Source organism: Paraburkholderia terrae, assembly GCF_002902925.1.
Lineage (GTDB): Bacteria > Pseudomonadota > Gammaproteobacteria > Burkholderiales > Burkholderiaceae > Paraburkholderia > Paraburkholderia terrae.
Genome location: NZ_CP026111.1, coordinates 2,130,198 through 2,146,668, shown reverse-complemented (window position 1 = coordinate 2,146,668; position 16,471 = coordinate 2,130,198). Strand labels below are relative to the sequence as shown.

The 16,471-nt window shown below is 65.4% G+C and carries 12 protein-coding genes and 1 pseudogene; 6 read left to right on the top strand and 7 right to left on the bottom strand.

Features of this window, described 5'->3' with window-relative positions:
• Window positions 1-117: 117 nt before the first annotated feature.
• From recC to recD, 3 genes are read left to right on the top strand one after another with little or no spacing between them, the layout of a single operon-like run.
• Window positions 118-3,486, top strand: a complete 3,369-nt coding sequence (recC, locus tag C2L65_RS09485; protein WP_042308483.1) for an exodeoxyribonuclease V subunit gamma — start codon at window positions 118-120, stop codon at window positions 3,484-3,486.
• Window positions 3,483-7,202, top strand: coding sequence for an exodeoxyribonuclease V subunit beta (gene recB / locus C2L65_RS09480; protein WP_042308485.1), 3,720 nt, complete (start codon window positions 3,483-3,485; stop codon window positions 7,200-7,202). The genes recC and recB overlap by 4 nt, the downstream gene beginning before the upstream one ends.
• Window positions 7,199-9,208 carry an exodeoxyribonuclease V subunit alpha gene (gene recD, locus C2L65_RS09475; protein WP_042308488.1) on the top strand — a complete coding sequence of 670 codons (2,010 nt, stop codon included), beginning with the start codon at window positions 7,199-7,201 and terminating at the stop codon, window positions 9,206-9,208. Before recB ends, recD begins: the two co-directional genes overlap by 4 nt.
• Window positions 9,209-9,231: 23 nt before the next feature.
• Here the strand turns inward: recD and C2L65_RS09470 are convergent, their stop codons facing one another.
• The gene (locus tag C2L65_RS09470; protein ID WP_042308490.1) at window positions 9,232-9,891 is read right to left on the bottom strand and encodes a VC0807 family protein; all 660 of its coding nucleotides are present in this window, start codon (window positions 9,889-9,891) and stop codon (window positions 9,232-9,234) included.
• A 191-nt stretch (window positions 9,892-10,082) separates the two neighbouring features.
• On the opposite strand from C2L65_RS09470, the gene arfB reads away from it, so the two are divergent.
• Window positions 10,083-10,490: an alternative ribosome rescue aminoacyl-tRNA hydrolase ArfB gene (arfB, locus tag C2L65_RS09465; protein ID WP_007588492.1), complete on the top strand. Its 408-nt coding sequence runs from the start codon at window positions 10,083-10,085 to the stop codon at window positions 10,488-10,490.
• A gap of 43 nt (window positions 10,491-10,533) precedes the next feature.
• Here the strand turns inward: arfB and C2L65_RS09460 are convergent, their stop codons facing one another.
• Entirely contained in the window at window positions 10,534-11,808 is a 1,275-nt protein-coding gene (locus C2L65_RS09460) for an EAL domain-containing protein (RefSeq protein ID WP_042308492.1), read from the bottom strand.
• A gap of 315 nt (window positions 11,809-12,123) precedes the next feature.
• Between C2L65_RS09460 and C2L65_RS09455 the strand changes: the two genes are divergently transcribed.
• A complete protein-coding gene (locus C2L65_RS09455; protein ID WP_007588494.1) occupies window positions 12,124-12,414 on the top strand; it encodes a putative quinol monooxygenase in 291 nt (96 codons plus the stop codon).
• 123 nt (window positions 12,415-12,537) lie between these two features.
• Here C2L65_RS09455 and C2L65_RS09450 read toward each other — a convergent pair whose 3' ends face one another.
• The 3 genes from C2L65_RS09450 to C2L65_RS09440 all read right to left on the bottom strand — a co-directional run bounded on the left by C2L65_RS09450 (window position 12,538) and on the right by C2L65_RS09440 (window position 14,296).
• Window positions 12,538-12,795, bottom strand: a complete 258-nt coding sequence (locus C2L65_RS09450) for a hypothetical protein (protein ID WP_007588495.1) — start codon at window positions 12,793-12,795, stop codon at window positions 12,538-12,540.
• A gap of 267 nt (window positions 12,796-13,062) precedes the next feature.
• Window positions 13,063-13,293 carry a hypothetical protein gene (locus tag C2L65_RS09445; RefSeq protein ID WP_042308494.1) on the bottom strand — a complete coding sequence of 77 codons (231 nt, stop codon included), beginning with the start codon at window positions 13,291-13,293 and terminating at the stop codon, window positions 13,063-13,065.
• 316 nt (window positions 13,294-13,609) lie between these two features.
• Window positions 13,610-14,296 (bottom strand): YdcF family protein, encoded by a 687-nt coding sequence (locus C2L65_RS09440; protein WP_042308534.1) that lies wholly within the window; start codon window positions 14,294-14,296, stop codon window positions 13,610-13,612.
• A 292-nt stretch (window positions 14,297-14,588) separates the two neighbouring features.
• Between C2L65_RS09440 and C2L65_RS09435 the strand changes: the two genes are divergently transcribed.
• Complete coding sequence (locus C2L65_RS09435) at window positions 14,589-14,906, top strand: hypothetical protein (protein WP_042308496.1); 318 nt, start codon at window positions 14,589-14,591, stop codon at window positions 14,904-14,906.
• 362 nt (window positions 14,907-15,268) lie between these two features.
• Here C2L65_RS09435 and C2L65_RS09430 read toward each other — a convergent pair whose 3' ends face one another.
• Window positions 15,269-15,541, bottom strand: coding sequence for a hypothetical protein (locus C2L65_RS09430; protein ID WP_042308497.1), 273 nt, complete (start codon window positions 15,539-15,541; stop codon window positions 15,269-15,271).
• A gap of 401 nt (window positions 15,542-15,942) precedes the next feature.
• Window positions 15,943-16,338, bottom strand: a pseudogene (locus C2L65_RS09425) (transposase); the annotation flags it as partial.
• Window positions 16,339-16,471 lie beyond the last annotated feature (133 nt).

Sequence of the window (16,471 nt, the reverse complement as noted above, 5' to 3'; positions counted from 1 at the left end):
CCGGACCATCTGCCGGATGGCCAGGTTTCGTGTCTGCGAATGCGTTTGCTATGCTGTCGCATCGTTTCTTCACACGGCCCGTGCATCAGCGCGGCGCCGCCTGTTTCAAGCCATTCCATGCTCCAGCTTTTCTATTCGAACCGGTACGATGTGCTCGTCGGCGCGCTGCTCGACGGGCTAGGTGCCACGCCTTCCAGTCCGTGGACGGCGCAACCTGTGATCGTGCCGAGCGCAGCCGTGCGGCGGCGGCTGGAACTCGATATCGCCGCGCGTCAAGGCGTGTGCGCCAACATCCAGTTCAGTTACCTCGCCCAATGGCTGTGGACGCAGATCGGCGGCGTCATCAAAGACGTGCCGAAGAGTTCGCCTTTCTCGCCGGACCGGCTCGTGTGGCGCTGCTACCGTCTGCTCGGCGATGCCGATGAGGCGCGGCAGTGGAACGCGTCGCCGCGTCTGCGCAGTTACCTCGATGCCGCCGACGCGCCGATGCGTTATGAACTCGCGCGCCGCGTCGCGACGGTGCTCGACCACTATCTGACCTATCGTCCCGAATGGCTGTTGCAATGGCAGAAGGGCGGGTCGATCTTCGCAAGCGGCGCAGCGGACGACTCCGGCCCGCGTCTGACGGGCGCGAGCGCCGCGGCACGTGAGGACGAGCGCTGGCAGGGCGCGTTGTGGCGCACGCTGCTCGGCGAGGTCGCAGGCGACGCGCATTCCGCGGACGCCGCCACGCCGCCTGCCTATCGCTTTCTCGACGAAGTGCGCTCGCTCGATCTCGACGCGATCGCGCGAGCCGAGTGGCCCGAGTCCGTCAGCGTGTTCGCGCTGCCGACCATGCCGCCTTTACATATCGCGTTGCTGCGCGAGCTGTCGCGCTGGATCGATGTGCGTGTGTACGCGATGAACCCGTGCCGCGAGTTCTGGTTCGACATCGTCAGCGTGGGGCGCGTCGAAGCGCTCGATGCGGCGGGCCAGCTCGACTATCAGGAAGTCGGCCATCCGCTGCTCGCCGAATGGGCCCGCCAGACGCAGGCGCAGCTTCACATGCTGCACGAGCTGACGGAAAGCGCGGCCTCGGCCGAGGCCTCGTACTTTGCCGAAAACGCCGCACCGACATGGCTCGCCGCCGTGCAGAACGGCATGCTGGATCTGCGCGACGAGCGCGAACTCGACGCGCAGCCGGAAGAACGCGGCATCGAAGTGCATGTGTGCCATAGCCTCGCGCGTCAGCTCGAAGTGCTGCACGACCGCCTGCTGGGCTGGTTCGACGAGTTCGACGATCTGCAGCCTTCCGATGTGCTCGTCACATTGCCCGATCTCGGCGCGGCCGGCCCGCTGATCGACGCCGTGTTCGGCACCGCGCCCTCGGGCGACACGCGCCGCATTCCGTATCGCATTACCGGCTTGCCGCCGTCGCAGGCGAACCCGGTGGCGCGCGTGCTGCTCGACTGGCTCGCGTTGCCCGAGCGCAATGTCGGCGCGCCGGAGCTGATCGAATGGCTGCGTGTCGATGCGATCGCGGCGCGCTACGGCATCGACGCGGCGGCTCTCGAAGACATTCAGGAATGGCTCGCGGCAGCCGGTGCGCGGCGCGGTCTCGCACCCGTGCCGCCCGCCGACAGCACGATACCCGTCGCGCGCCACACCTTCGCCGACGCGCTCACGCGCCTCTTTCTCGGCTACGCGATGCCCGAAGGCGGTCAGCCGGTAGATGCATGGCTGCCCGTCGAAGGCGCGGACGGCTCGGATGCGGAATTGCTCGGGCGCCTCGCGAGCTTCGTCGACGATGTCGATGCGTTCGCACGCCGTTGCGCTGACGACATGACGCCCGTCGAGTGGACGCAGTTGCTGCTCGAAGTGCTGGCCCGCTGCTTCGACGGCGGCGTCGATTTCGCGGACAGCCTGGCCACAGTGCGCGATGCCGTCGATGCCATGAGCGAAGCCATGCGCGCGGGCGCGGGCGACACGGCGTTGCCGGCCGCCGTGGTGCGCACGTCGCTGTCCGAAGCGCTCGACGACCCGGCGCGCGGCGGCGTGCCGTGGGGCAGCGTCACGTTCTCATCGCTGACGAGCCTGCGCGGCTTGCCGTTCAGAATCGTCTGCATGCTGGGCATGGACGACGGTGTGTTGCCGAGTCTCGCGCGCGCCGACGAGTTCGATCTGATGGCGGCGTTCGGCAAGGCGGGCGATCGCCAGCGGCGCGACGACGAGCGCAATCTGTTCCTCGATCTGCTGCTCGCCGCGCAAGACCGTCTGCTGATCGCGTACACCGGGCGCAGTATTCGCGACAACGCGCCATTGCCGCCTGCCGCGCTCGTCGACGAACTGCTCGATCACCTCGCGCGTGTTTCGTCCGCGGAGGATGCGTCGCCTGCCGAACTCGATGCGGCACGGCGCGCGTTCATCGTCGAGCATCCGTTGCAGCCGTTTGCTTCCGATTACTTCAACGCGAATAGCGGCCTGTTCACATACGACACCGACCGCGCGGAACTGGCCGCGTTGCTCGCCGCACCGGCTAGCGCGGCGCCCGCGCCATTCTTCGATGCGCCGCTGCCCGCTGTGCCGAACGAGCCCGTGCCTTTCGACGATTTTCAACGTTTCTGGCGGCATCCCGCGCGTGCATTGCTGCGCGACCGCCTCGGCATCGTGCTTTCCGATGCACAGGGCGAGCTTCTCGACATGGAGCCGTTCGAACTCGACTTCGCGGGACGCGATGCATTGGCCGAGCGTCTGCTGCCTGCGTTGCTCGATACGGACTTCGACAGCGCGGCTTTCGAGCGCGTGCAGCGCGTCGCGGAAGCGAGCCCCGAGTTGCCGGGCGGCGCGACGGGCGCGGTATGGCGTACGCGCGAGCTGTCGGCGTTGCGCGGCCTTGCCGACCGCGTGCGGCGCGAAGTGGCGTCGGGCGTCACGCGCCTGCCGTTTTCGCTCGACATCCACGCGCGCTGGCCCGACACCGGCGACATCGCGCTCTTTGGCCCTTACGAAACGGCATTGCGCAAAACATCGGAAGGTCCGTTGCAACTGCAAGGCACACTCAATCTGCTGACGCCGACGGGGCAGGTCGTGTTCCGTTACGCGCGGCCCACGGCGCGCGATTATCTGTCCGCGTGGCTGTCGCATCTCGTCTATTGCGCGGCGTTGCCCGACGGTCCGCGTCGCACGGTTTGGCATGCAAGCGGCGAGTCGTTCGAGTTTGGGCCTGTCGAAAAGCCTTTGGAGCAACTGGCGCCGCTTGCCGCGCTGTTCCGCGCAGGGCGCGCGTTTCCGCTGCGCTTTTTCCCGAAGAGCGCATGGGCGAAAATCAGTGACGGCGATTCCGCCGCGCAAGGCGCGTGGATCAGCGACCGCGTGCGGGGCGAGTCCGATGACGCTGCGTTGCGCATCGCGTTTCGCGGCGCGTCGCTGACGCTCGACGAGCCATTCGGCACACTGGCCGCGATCGTTTTCAAGCCGCTGGTCGCGCATCTGAGGAGCGCATCATGAGCGGCACGGCATGGATGCATGCGCCCGCGGCGCAGGAACTCGACGTGTTCGCGTGCGATCTCGATGGTGTCAACCAAATCGAGGCATCGGCGGGAACGGGCAAGACATGGAACATCTGCGCGCTCTATGTGCGGCTGTTGCTGGAGAAGAATCTGAGCGCCGATCAGATTCTCGTCGTGACATTTACGAAAGCCGCGACGGCCGAGCTGCATGAGCGCATACGCGGGCGTCTTGCCGAAGTTCAGCGAGCGATCGAAACGGGCGACGATGGCGGCGATCCGTTCATCGTCCGGCTGTTCGAAACGACGCTTTCCGAAGAACGCGGCATCGACCTCGAGGCGGCCGCGAAGACGGTGCGCCGCGCGTTGCGCACGTTCGATCAGGCAGCCATCCACACGATCCACGCGTTCTGTCAGCGCGCGTTGCAGGAAGCGCCGTTTGCCGCCGCGATGCCGTTCGCGTTCGAGATGGAAGCGGACGATGCCGCGTTGCGTTTCGAGCTGGCCGCGGACTTCTGGCGCGAGCAGGTCGAACCCGTTGCGGGGGCGCATCGGTCGTTCGCGGCGTGGCTGGTCGAGAAGGGCGCGGGTCCCGCGTCGCTCGATGAACAGCTTGCGCGGCGGCTGAAGAAGCCGCTTGCGCAGTTGCGCTGGGGCGATGTCGGCGGAGCCGAAGGTGCGCCGAACGACATGCAGGCGCGCTTCGACGAAGCCTGTGAGATGTGGCATGCCGAGCGCGACAACATCGTGCGTCTGCTCGAACAGGTGCAGGAGCGTCTGAGCAAGACCTCGCACAAAGCCGAAACGGTGAGCGCTGCGATCAGCGCGTGGAGCGACTATTTCGCACAGGACGACTGTCACGCGCCGCCGCCCAAAGTTGCGCTGAAACTGACGGCCAGCGCGTTGACGAAAGGCACGAAGAAGAATTTCGAGCCGCCCGCGCATGCGTTCTTCATTGCAGCCGACGAGCTCGCCGCCGCCTCGCTCGCGGCGGAAGCCGCGCAGCGCGCGCGCTGGCTAGGTCTCGTGCAGAAGTGGCTCGACTACGCGCCGCACGAACTGACGGCAAGAAAGCGCACGCGCCGCGTCGTGTCGTTCGACGATCTGCTCTCGAACCTGTATCGCGCGCTTGCCAGCCACGTATGGCTCGCGGACGCGTTGCGCAAGCGCTATCCCGCTGCGCTGATCGACGAGTTCCAGGATACCGACCCGCTGCAGTTCGCGATTTTCAATCGCATCTTCGCGCCGAAGGGTCCGCTCTTTCTCGTCGGCGATCCGAAGCAGGCTATCTACAGTTTCCGCGCGGCCGATCTGCATACGTATCTCGCGGCGCGCGCACAGGCGTCGGCGCGTTATACGCTCGCCGTCAATCAGCGTTCGACGGCACCCATCGTCGACGCATGCAACCGCATATTCGAAGCGAACGCACGGGCATTCGTGCTCGAAGGGCTTGACTATCAACCTGTGCGGGCAGGCGAGCGGCAGCGACCACCGTTCATCGACCGCGACGGCGCGACTGACGGCGACTTCCGCGTGTGGACGCTGCCGCAAGGTGACGCGGTGCTGACCAAGCGCGACGCGCAGCGTGCGGCGAGCGAGGCGTGCGCGGTGGAGATCGTGCGCTTGTTGCGCGGCGCGCGCGACGGCAGCGTGATGATCGGCGACAAGCCGCTCGCGCCCGGCAACATCGCCGTGCTCGTGCAGACGCACAAGCAGGGCAGTCTGATCAAGCGCGTGTTGTCCGCGTGGGGCGTGGGCAGCGTCGAGCTGGCGCAGGCATCCGTGTTCGAATCGCTCGACGCCGAGCAGATCGAGCGCGTGCTGGCCGCCGTCGATACGCCGGGCGACTTGCGCCGCCTGCGCGCGGCGCTCGCGACCGACTGGTTCGGTCTCGATGCCGCCACGCTGTGGCGGCTCGAACAGGTCGACGACGCTTCGTCCATATCGGGCGACGCCGCGCACTCTGTCGATGCAATGAGTTGGGTCGAGCGCTTCTCGCGTTACCGGATGCTGTGGCACGAGCGCGGCTTCGCCGTCATGTGGCGCACGCTAATGCGCGAACTGCGCGTTGCGCAGCGCCTCGTAGAAGGCGCGGAAGGCGAGCGGCGCCTGACCAACGTCAACCATCTGGCCGAACTCGTGCAGGCGCGCGCCGCGACGCAGCCGGGCATCGCGCCGACCTTGCGCTGGCTGGCCGCGCAACGCGCGGAAAGCGGGCGGGGCGGCGAAGAAGCGCAACTGCGGCTCGAGTCGGACCGCAACCTCGTGCAGATCGTCACCGTTCACAAGTCAAAGGGTCTCGAATACGCGGTCGTGTTCTGTCCGTTCCTCAACGACGGCCGCCTGCGCGAGCCGTATGCGACTGTCCTGCCCGACGCGCTCGAATATCACGATGACGACGGTTCGGCCGTGCTTCACTACGGCAGCGACGACGAGCAGGCGGATTACGCAAACCGCCAGGCGATGCGCGAACAGGCGGCCGAGCGCGCGCGGTTGATCTATGTCGCGCTGACTCGGGCCGTGTATCGCTGTTACCTGGTGGCGGGCGCTTATCTGGCGTCGAGATCGACGAAGGAATCGGCGCGCAGCGTGTTGAACTGGCTCGTTGCGGGCAAAGCGCGCGATTTCGACGAATGGCTCGCAAAGCCGCTCGATGACGACTCGGTCTATCAGCATTGGGAAGCGCTAGCAGGAGATCCCGTGGCCATCGCGGATCTGCCGTCCGTTACGCGTCGGGTGCCGCTGGAAAGCCTGGCCGACAGTGGTGCTCGCATGCGCGCGCGAATGAACCAGCGCGCATTGCGCGACACATGGCGGATGGCGAGCTTCAGCTCGCTGATCGCGGCGGGTTCGCGTACCGACGATGCGTCGGCGGTCAGCGAAGAAGCGCGTCCGGATCACGACGAACTGGCGGACATCGCGACGGGCGAACCGCACGCGCCCGTTTTCGATGTGGTCACAGCGCCCGTCGAACTCGCGCCCGACGACATCCTCACATTTCCTCGCGGCCCGGCGGCAGGCGAGTGTCTGCACCGCATGTTCGAACTCGCGGATTTCTCCGACCGCACTACGTGGCCGCACGCAATCGAACGCGCGCTACACGAGCGGCCAGCCCCCGCCGAGCCTGAACTCGCGCAACGCCTGCCCGCGATGATGCACCGCTTGCTCGGCGATATCGTGAGCACGGAACTCGTGCCCGGCATGACGCTCGCGGCGCTCGATCCGAAGCGCCGGCTCAACGAGATGGAGTTTCTGTTCTCGGCGGCATCGCTGGACTTTCCCGCGTTGCGCGCGCTGCTCGCTGCGCACGGCTTCCCCGATGTCGTGTTGGAGCCGGGCGCACTGCGCGGCTACGTCAAAGGTTTCATCGACATGATCGTCGAGCATGACGGGCGCTTCTGGGTGATCGACTGGAAGTCGAATCATCTCGGCGACACGCCCGATGACTACACCGCCGCGCCGCTCGACGAAGCGATGGCGAGCCACGCGTATCACCTGCAGGCGCTGCTTTATGTCGTCGCGCTGCATCGCTATCTGCGGCTGAGGCTCGCGGACTATGACTATGACAGGCACATTGGCGGCTATCTGTATCTGTTCGTGCGCGGCGTGCGGCCCGACTGGCGACAGGGCGAACACGCGGCGGGTGTGCATGCGCGGCGACCGGACTACGCGCTCGTCGTGGCGCTCGATGCATTGATGGACGGAGGCGCGCAATGAGCACGTTCGATCAGCCGTTGCCCGATGTCGAGGTCAATGTCCCCGCACCCGCGGATTTCAGCACGGCGCTCGCTGAAGGCTTCGCGCGGCGCGTGAGCGCGCTCGCGCAACGCGGCGGCGCGTCCGCAGAGGCCGTGCGCTGGGCCGCGCGCGGCGCGTTCGCGGCGAGCCGCGCGACGTCGGAAGGACACGTGTGCGTGCCGCTCGACGAACTCGCGCAGCGCTACGACGCCGAGGTCGTGCAAGTGCGTGACGCGTTACTCGCGAGCGGTGTCGCAAGCGACGGCGCACAGCCGGCGCATGCGCTGCGCCCGCTCGTCGTCGATGGGCAAGGGCGGCTTTATCTCGCGCGTTACTACGATTATGAAAGGCGGCTTGCGCAGTCGCTCGTCGGACATGCGCGAGGCGCGGATCAAGATGCCGTGTCGGCGGGCATGTCATCTCAAGGTTTGCGCGACAGGCTGCTGCGGTATTTCGGTGAACCGCAGGACGATCAGATCGACTGGCAGCGCGTGGCCGCCGTGATGGCGCTGTCCGGGCGGCTGACGATCGTCAGTGGCGGTCCGGGCACGGGTAAGACGACTACCGTCGTTGGCGTGCTCGCCTGCCTGCTGGATGCGCGCGCGGACTTGCGCATCGCGCTCGCCGCGCCGACGGGCAAGGCCGCGCAGCGGATGCAGGAGGCGCTGCTTGCGCGCGCCAGTTCGTTGCCGCAGGAACTCGCGGCGCGTCTGCCGCAAACCTCGTTCACGTTGCATCGGTTGTTGGGCACCGGGCCGAACGGGCGCTTCCGTCATCATCGGGACAACCCGCTGCCGTATGACGTGATCGTGATCGACGAGGCGTCGATGATCGACGTCGCGATGGCGACGCATCTGTTCGATGCGCTCGCACCTGACACGCATCTCGTGATGCTCGGCGACAAGGATCAACTCGCGGCTGTCGAAGCGGGCGCCGTGTTCGCCGAGTTGAGCGCTCAACCTGCGTTTACGGCGAAGGGCGTTGGCTCGATCGCGACGGCACTGGGAATCGATGAACGCCGTTTGCGTGACGCGTTGCCCACGGGCCGCGACGATGCGCCGTCGGAAGAAACCCAGCTGTTTTTCGACGACCTGTTCGGCATGCCGTCCGACGTGCCGTCTTCATCGCAGGATGCGCAGCCGGCGCCGCTCGCCGACTGCGTCGTGTGGCTCGAACGCAACTATCGCTTCGGGCTGGAGTCGGCGATCGGCCAACTGTCGCTTGCGATCCGGCGCGGCGCCGCGCAGGAAGCGCTCGACGTGCTGCATATCGATCCCGCCAAACCCTGCGCCGCGGCGTTTCACGAAGACACCGATGCCACGCCTGCCGAACGCACGATCCAGCGGCTCGCGGCCGGTTTCGCGCCCTACGCGGACGCGCTCGCGACGGCGCTCTCCGACGGCGCAGCAGGTGCGGCCTCGCACGCATTGGCGCTGTTCGACGCGCTCAATCGCTTCCGCATCCTGTGCGCGACGCGACTCGGCTCGCGCGGCGTCGAGCAGATGAATACGGCGATGGCCACGCAGGTGCGCCGCATTGCGCGCGTGCCGCTGGCCGTCGGCGCGCAATGGTTCGCGGGCCGACCAATCATGGTCACGCGCAACGACTATGCGCTGGGTCTTTTCAATGGCGATATCGGTATCGCGCTGCCGGGAGGGGATGGCGCGCTGCGCGTGTTCTTCCGTAGCGCGGACGGCAGTCTGCGCGCGGTGTCGCCCGCGGCGCTGCCGCCGCACGACACGGCCTTCGCGCTCACGGTCCACAAGTCGCAAGGCTCGGAGTTCGAACACGCGGTGCTGATGCTGCCGTCGACGTTCAGCCGGGTGCTGTCGCGCGAACTCGTCTATACGGCCGTCACGCGGGCGCGCGATCGCGTCGAGGTGGTTGGTTCACGGGCCGTGCTGATGCGCGCGATCGCAACGCCGACGCAGCGGGACTCCGGGCTTGCCGCGCGAATCGTCGAGGCAATGCGGGATGACGTGTGAGAGGACGTGCGGGGTGACGTGAATTAGTTGGCAGCCGTGCTGGGCGGCGGTTCCGTTTCGGATTCCGCCTCGCTTTGCGCGAGGTCGCGCAGCGTGCGCCGGTACCACAGCGTCCAGACCATCAGCGCGCCAAAGATGCCGTAGCCGACGAACGGCGACACCACCAGCACGCGCTCGATCGGCCAGTGCCACGCCATCCAGCCGCGCAGCGCGGTTTCGCCCGTGAGGCCGAGGCCCCACGTAGCCGTCAGTACCCGGATTCCGCGGGCGAACGCGGGACGCTCGCGCCACAGCATGTCGATATGGGCGGCGCCGTTGGTCATCTCGCGGGCGACGAACGCGCGCGTCAGGTAAAACACGGCGGGCCGGCCCACCAGCAGTGACAGCAGGAACGCCACGCCAATCGCACCCGATACCAGCGATTCCCGGAACAGCAGCATGCGCGGGTCGCCGCCCAGCGCCATCGCGCCGATCGACAGCACGATGCCGAGCAGCACCGTCAGGCTGAGCGCGTCGGCGCGTCTGAAGCGCACGAGTTCGACGATGCTCCACGCGACGGGCGGCACGGCCGACGCAATCAATCCGCCCGTCTCGCCCCAGTATGGCTGCGCAAGGCGGTACGCGACCCACGGCAACACGAGATTGACGACGAGTTCGAGCACCTGCGCGGGGCGCATTTTCATCACGATAATTGGCCCTCGGGCTGAAAGTCTCAGTATCGGCGAGATCGGCGACGGACGGCAAATGCGTGGCGTGTTGAGTCAGCAATGCGGGGGCAACGCAAGCGCCACGCTGTGCGCACGCAATTCGCATACCGCTTATGCGTTAGCAAATAGCCGGTTACACTTTCCCGTTCCATGCACGACTTTTTGACATGACTTCACGCTATCCGATCCCGCCGAACGAAATCGAACTGACGGCCGTCCGCGCGCAGGGCGCGGGCGGGCAGAACGTCAACAAGGTATCGAGCGCGATTCACCTGCGCTTCGACGTGCGTGCCTCGTCGCTGCCCGAGGTGTTGAAGATGCGCCTGCTCGCGATGAGCGACTATCGGATCACACGGGACGGCATCGTCATCATCAAGGCGCAGGAATACCGAACCCAGGAGATGAACCGCGTGGCGGCGCTGGCGCGGCTCGACGCGTTGATCGACAGCGTCAGCGTGACCCGCAAGGCGCGGGTCGCGACGCGGCCGACGCGTGCGTCGAAAGAACGCCGGCTCGAAGGCAAGGCGAAGCGCAGCGACGTGAAATCGGGACGGCAACGCGTCTCGCACGACTAGGGCGCGTCAGGCGTAGCAGCAGCGCCGCGCAGCGTGCTTCGCCTCAAACGGGGCTCGCGTTACACACTTCAGGCAGGAAATCGACGCAAAACACATGCGTCGCGCCTTCCCGCTGGACGGTGACAGCCGCCGTGTAGCAGTCCTGGCCATCCATCAGCGAACAGTGCGGTCCCATCATCGCGACGCGTCCCGGCGCGGCGAGCGCGTGCTTGAAATATGCGCGCCGCGACCAGTTGTTGCGCGTGTCGGGAAAGAGTGGCGCGAGCCGCGCGGGCGGCGAAGGCGTGCCGCTCGCGGTGATCGACGGCGCCAGTTGCTCGCCGCGCTCGCTCAGCACGAACACGCGGCGCGCGTCGGGCAGCAGGAAGACGGGCTTCGCGGCCTCGTCCAGGTCGCCCGTCTGCATGTAGAGCGCGGCGCCTGCGAGCACGGCTTCCGTGAATCCTTCGAAACCCGGACGCTGATAGCGCGAATGCGAGCGCTCGTAGCTTTCGAAGCGTTGCCACATCTGCTCGATCAGCTCGGGCACGCGCGCGGTCGCCGCCTGTATCGATGCTTTCGGCTGGCCGAACCAGTAGCCCTGAATGAAATCGACGTCGGCCTGCATCAGCGTCATCAGTTCGTCTTCCGTCTCGACGCCTTCGGCGAGCACCAGCGTTCCCGACTGATGCAGCATGTTGATCAGATGGCCGATCAGCGAGTTGTCGTTGTCCTGGCGGCCCGCGCGTGCCACCAGCGACCGGTCGAGCTTCACGATGTCGGGCCGGAAGCGCCACACGCGATCGAAGTTCGAAAAGCCGGTGCCGAAGTCGTCGATGGCAATCAGGAATTCGCGCGGCTGCGATGCGGCGAGCATGCTGGCGACGGCGGATTCGTCGTCGGCGGGCTGCTCGAGCACTTCGATTACGATGCGTTCCTGCGGGAGTCCGAAATGCTCCGACAGTTCATCGATGAACGGGCGCTGCGGCCAGCCCGTTTCGAATACCTGCGGGCGCGTGTTCAGGAACAGCCAGCCGGTGTCGATGCCTTGCGACATGAAGTTCGCCACATGCAGGCAGCGGGCAAGGCGGTCGAGCGCGCGCGCGTCGGCTGTCGAGCGGGTGCCCGAGAAGAGCACGGCAGGGGAGATCGGATGACCGACGGGATCGAAGGCCCGCAGCAACGCTTCGTAGCCGACCACGCGCTGATGCGTCACGGAGACGACCGGCTGGAAGACGCTGCGCAACGTTATGGTTCGCCACGGCGCGGCCCATCCGGCCTCGTCCTGCACCATATGCTGCAGAAGGCCAGTGAGCGTCGTATCGTCGACGTTTGGCATGACGGCAGATTGTCCTATGCAGCGTGCGGCGCTCGCCCGTGTGCAGCGACATGCCGGCGGCAGGCATGCGCAACATCGGCGCAATGGAGGTCGTGCTTAAAGGCGATCGGATCGATGCCGTTCACGCGCGACTCCGCTCAGTTGTGCAGTTCAGTTCGTCGAAATCAGTCTAGCAGTTCGTATGCGGTTCGAATGTTCGGGTTATCACAGACAGCTACAAGTGTCTGCGCAGTTATGACTCGAAGTTGGCGCAGATTGCCGGCGCGTTTGTGGCAGCGGCGCTATGCTGCTGGTTTTCCAGAACTGGAGTGCAGCATGTCGGAAATCGCGGTGGTGGCGATCTCGGTGGCGAAGCCGGGACATGAAGAGCAGTTGCGCGCGGCGCTCGAGGGTATTGTCGGGCCGACGCGCAAGGAGCGCGGTGCGTTGCAGTACGATTTGCATCGCGATTTGCGCGAGCCGCGCCGCTTCGTGTTCTTCGAGCGTTGGGAAAGCGAGGAGGCGCTGGCCGCGCACGCGAAGTCCGCGCACATCGACGCGTACAAAAAGGCTTCCGCGCAATGGATCGAATCGGCGGAACTGCGCATCGTGTCGAAGATCGCGTAACAGTTAGCAGGCGCAGCAGGCGAGGCTGAAAACAGCAAGGCCCGGCAGCGTGGCTGTCGGGCCCGGATTGAAGCGCGATGAACCGCAATGAAGCAATCAAGCGCGCTAGATGCTCAGTGCGGCTCAGTGCGTCGCTTGCGGCACGTCCAGGATCAGGATGATGGTCCAGTCTGCGTCGCCTTCATGATGATACTGGCGCTCCGCAACGATGAACGGCTGCTGCTTGCCGGCCGGTCCGAGAAACAGCACGTCGCCTTCCATCGGCAGACATTCGACGGGCGGCAGCGCAAGGAACGCATCCTGATTGCCACGCGGCATGAGTTTTTCGATCTTGCGGGATGCTGCTTCAGTCCATTCGATGTCCAGCTGGATGTTGCTCATTCTGTCCTCCGCACCAGGGGCGCACGCGGGTTGGGTGAATTGGGTTGATTCTTCGGTGCGCGACTTTAGCATAACGTCGATGCGCGCCTCGCGACATGCGATCGGCGCGTGATTTGCCCGCCGTACGTCATCGACGCCCGCCAGCCCAAAATAAAAAAGCCGAGGCCGTGTTGAACGGCTTCGGCTTTTTGCATTGCGCAGTGATTCGACCGCGAAGCGCGCCTACACGTTTCCCATGCGCGTCGGCCGATGCGCAACGCAGTGCGCTTACTGGGCCGGCGCGGCCGGCTTCTTGTGATGCATGCCCTTCTGATGCTTCATCGGGGCTGGCGGCGGGCTTTCCATCGCCTGCTGCTTTGCCTGTAGATCTTGCGCGCGCTGCTCGACGTCGGCGGCCTTTGCCGGATCGGTACTCATCCGCACGCCTTGATCTTGCGCGTAAGCCGCGCCCGTCAGTGCCGAAAGGGAAACCAGGATTGCCAGGGACACTTTCTTCATCGTTGCCTCCGTAGAGAGTGGTTATGGACCCGAGTATGGCCTGTCCGTTGGAACGACAGTGCATTCTAGCCAGCAATGTTCAGTCCAGCGTGTCTTCTGTAACAGAATTCACAGACAGTTACGTCTGGTTACATTCATGGGCCGCAGGCGCGAAGGCGCTCCGCAGAAGCCATCGCGCATCGGCCGTATTGTGATGCGCTTTGTCGCGCGTGTCGCGACAAGTCAGATTTTCCCACTCGTGCATGACGTGCAGCCGTCGGCAGGGCGCGTCGAATCCATCGGATAGCTAAGCAAGCTGCCACGCGCGCGGCGCCGCTCAGAACCAGCCAATCTGCCGATAGACATAAAACTGCGCGATGCCGATCAGTTCGTGCAGCGCGATCTCAGCGTTGAAGAAGTTTGCCCGGCGGGGTAGCAGGCCGCGCGTTGCGCGACGGGTGTTCGACACGACGGGCAGCGGTTTTATCCCGAAACGGTGAAAGTCGAGCAAGGCCCGCGGCATCTGAAAGGCGGATGTGACGAGGATCAACGAACCGTAATATCCGTCCGGCAGAATGGCAGCGACGTTGCGAGCGTTTTCGTACGTCGTCATGCTGGTATTTTCGAGGATGATCTCGCCGCGCGGGACCCCTTCGCGCAGCAGGTAGGGCAGGTAGGTGTCGGCTTCCGTCGCTTCGTGCTGCTGCGGATTGCCGCCGCTGACGATCACGTGACAGACGGGACTGACCCGCTTGCAGCGTGCATAGAGATCGGCGCTCTTGACGATGCGGGCGAGCCCGTCCGTGGGCGGAACGAGCTTGCCGTCGAGTTGACGCGTGCCCGTGCCCAGCATCACGATGGCGGTGTGAGCGGCGTACGTTGTGGGAGCAACTGTCTGTCCGCCAGGCGGCGCGCCGCGCTGGGCGAGATCGAGCAAGGGTTGGGCCAGCCAACCCGCGCCGAGCGCCCAGAAAACCACGATGGTCGTCACGCCAATCAGCGTGCGGGCGCTGCGCAGCAGCAGAAAAGCTGCAAAAAAAAGCAGCAATAAAGTTAAAAGAATCAATTTTATTGGGGTAACGTATGGTATTCGGACATTCCACGAACGGACTATCGCGGCTTCATGGGTCGCATCGACGCCAGTTGGAAGCAGAACGCTAGCACGGCGTTCACACGGGGGCCGAAATAAACGGCGGCCAATGGCCGCATTGGCGGATAAGGCGTGAAATCTTCGCTCTCCGTCGTGCGCACGTCAGCAGACGTGCCATTGTGTCGCGAACAAATAAGTCATGGCTGCACTTTAAGAAAGAAGTGAGATGACCGCTTATTCCAACGAAGTCGTACTCGAGGCGCTGCGACGGGCGCAATACCGTCAGGTGCCGTGGGCCAAGCGCCCGGGCGTTTTTCAATATCTCCGTTCGCTTGGCATGATGGACACCGTTCGTCAACGGACAGTCGCTCCTGCGCCGGGTTTCCATGCTCCTGTGGACATTGCGGTGCTGACCGAACTCGGCCGCGCCGAATTTGCGCGGCTCGCGCGCGATGAGCGCTCCCTCGACTGGGACGCGCGCCGTGTGCGCAACTATGTTTTCGCCGGCGCGGTCGTCGCCGGAGAGAGGGCAACTGCCGTCTAGGCGACGGTGTTTCGCAGGGCGCGCGCACGTGAGAACAACGGAGCGCGCGGACAACGCGCCACATGAGGCGCGTCGAGGGCATGTCGCCGCCATTTCCCCGTTTTTACACTTCTTTTATGACGCCCGATGTGTGCCGGGCGGCGCGCCGTGCTGCGCGGACCTGACCGCCCGTCGACGCAAAAAAAAGCCCGTATCGCGAGGATACGGGCATACCGGAATTACTTCTGCCACGCTGTGCTTAATGGCATTGATGAGACTGGTGACGCCAGCAGGTGGTTCCCGATATCGCACATCTTCCGCGTACGTCTTTGCGGGACACTCGCGCTCGGTCATGCGCTCGACGCGCTCAATGCTCAACGCGCCTAATGCGCGCCGGGCGCACGCCGCCGCTGCGGCACGTCGTCTCGCTGCCCGTCGGGCCGCGCCCGAACGTTGCTCGCGATATCGCCGCGCAGATCGCCACGCGGCGTCGGCGGTGTGAAATTCTGATTGCGCGCTTCCGCCTGCTGCCACGCCTGAAGCGTGGCAGGCTGCTCCGGCCGCCAGTTCCAGCCTTGCGGTCGTTGTTGCGCGAATGCAGTCGCGGCGAGCAGTGACACGAGCAGGCCGCAGACATGCAGTGACATTGGCCTCATGATCGGTTCCCGACAAGCCGGCCGGGACGGGCTTGTTTGCATACTCATACGGTATGCCGCGCTGCGAAAGCATGCTGTAAATAAAAGTAAATGGATGTTTCGTCCCGTCACCGTCGATCTGCTGATCGGATGACTGCGGACGCAGGCGGGTGGGAGGAGCGTCGGCGCTCGCTTGCGGCGATGCGCGAAGACGGACGCGCCGGCGTTGTAACCAGCGGAAAAATCGACGGACGATCAGGCCGTCTTCACCGAAGCGGAAACCCAGCGTCCGCGCGCATGCGATCGAACCCGCGCACGGGAGCGACGTCTCTGCAGATCATGGGGAATCGGGCCGAACGGGCGCCGGCCTCAGAAACGCGCCGGGCGCCCAAGGGCGCCCGGTTGCGTGAATAGCTGGATCAGGCCATCTTGACGGGCGCGCGCCACGATTCCGGATTGGTCCAGAATGCGCCGCGCAGACGGTCGCGGCTCGGCGGTGCGGGCGGCTTCGCAGCCGTCGCGCCAATGCGCCCGCGCAGCGAAATCTCGCGGCCGCTCGTACCGAGACGCTTCACAATTTCCGCGAGTGTACCGTCGGCTTGCCATTCGTCGAAACGACGACGGCACGTCGGCGGCGACGGATAACGGCCCGGCAACTTGGACCAGCCCTCGCCCGTCGACAAAACCCACAACACGGCGTTGACTACCGCGCGAGCTTCGACGCGTGGTCGACCACGGCGTTCGCTCCGTGCCGGCTCCGCACAGAACAACGCCTCAACCAGCGCCCACTCGTTGTCTCTCAAATCGTCGAACACCATCATGTTTCACCTCAGCGAAGCTAACTCCGGTGCGCTGCCCCGCGCTGCGCACTCTTCATGCGCCCGATCGGTATCGGGCGCCGGCGGAGAGCCGGCCTATGCCTAGCGAACGGTTGTTTCACCAGTCCGAATC

Excerpts from the sequence above, each read along its gene's own strand:
- C2L65_RS09445 (WP_042308494.1), bottom strand. The coding sequence starts at position 13,293 with ATGAAGAAAGTGTCCCTGGCAATCCTGGTTTCCCTTTCGGCACTGACG.
- arfB (WP_007588492.1), top strand. The coding sequence starts at position 10,083 with ATGACTTCACGCTATCCGATCCCGCCGAACGAAATCGAACTGACGGCC.
- recD (WP_042308488.1), top strand. The coding sequence starts at position 7,199 with ATGAGCACGTTCGATCAGCCGTTGCCCGATGTCGAGGTCAATGTCCCC.
- C2L65_RS09450 (WP_007588495.1), bottom strand. The coding sequence starts at position 12,795 with ATGAGCAACATCCAGCTGGACATCGAATGGACTGAAGCAGCATCCCGC.
- C2L65_RS09455 (WP_007588494.1), top strand. The coding sequence starts at position 12,124 with ATGTCGGAAATCGCGGTGGTGGCGATCTCGGTGGCGAAGCCGGGACAT.
- C2L65_RS09470 (WP_042308490.1), bottom strand. The coding sequence starts at position 9,891 with ATGAAAATGCGCCCCGCGCAGGTGCTCGAACTCGTCGTCAATCTCGTG.
- recC (WP_042308483.1), top strand. The coding sequence starts at position 118 with ATGCTCCAGCTTTTCTATTCGAACCGGTACGATGTGCTCGTCGGCGCG.
- recB (WP_042308485.1), top strand. The coding sequence starts at position 3,483 with ATGAGCGGCACGGCATGGATGCATGCGCCCGCGGCGCAGGAACTCGAC.
- C2L65_RS09460 (WP_042308492.1), bottom strand. The coding sequence starts at position 11,808 with ATGCCAAACGTCGACGATACGACGCTCACTGGCCTTCTGCAGCATATG.
- C2L65_RS09435 (WP_042308496.1), top strand. The coding sequence starts at position 14,589 with ATGACCGCTTATTCCAACGAAGTCGTACTCGAGGCGCTGCGACGGGCG.
- C2L65_RS09430 (WP_042308497.1), bottom strand. The coding sequence starts at position 15,541 with ATGAGGCCAATGTCACTGCATGTCTGCGGCCTGCTCGTGTCACTGCTC.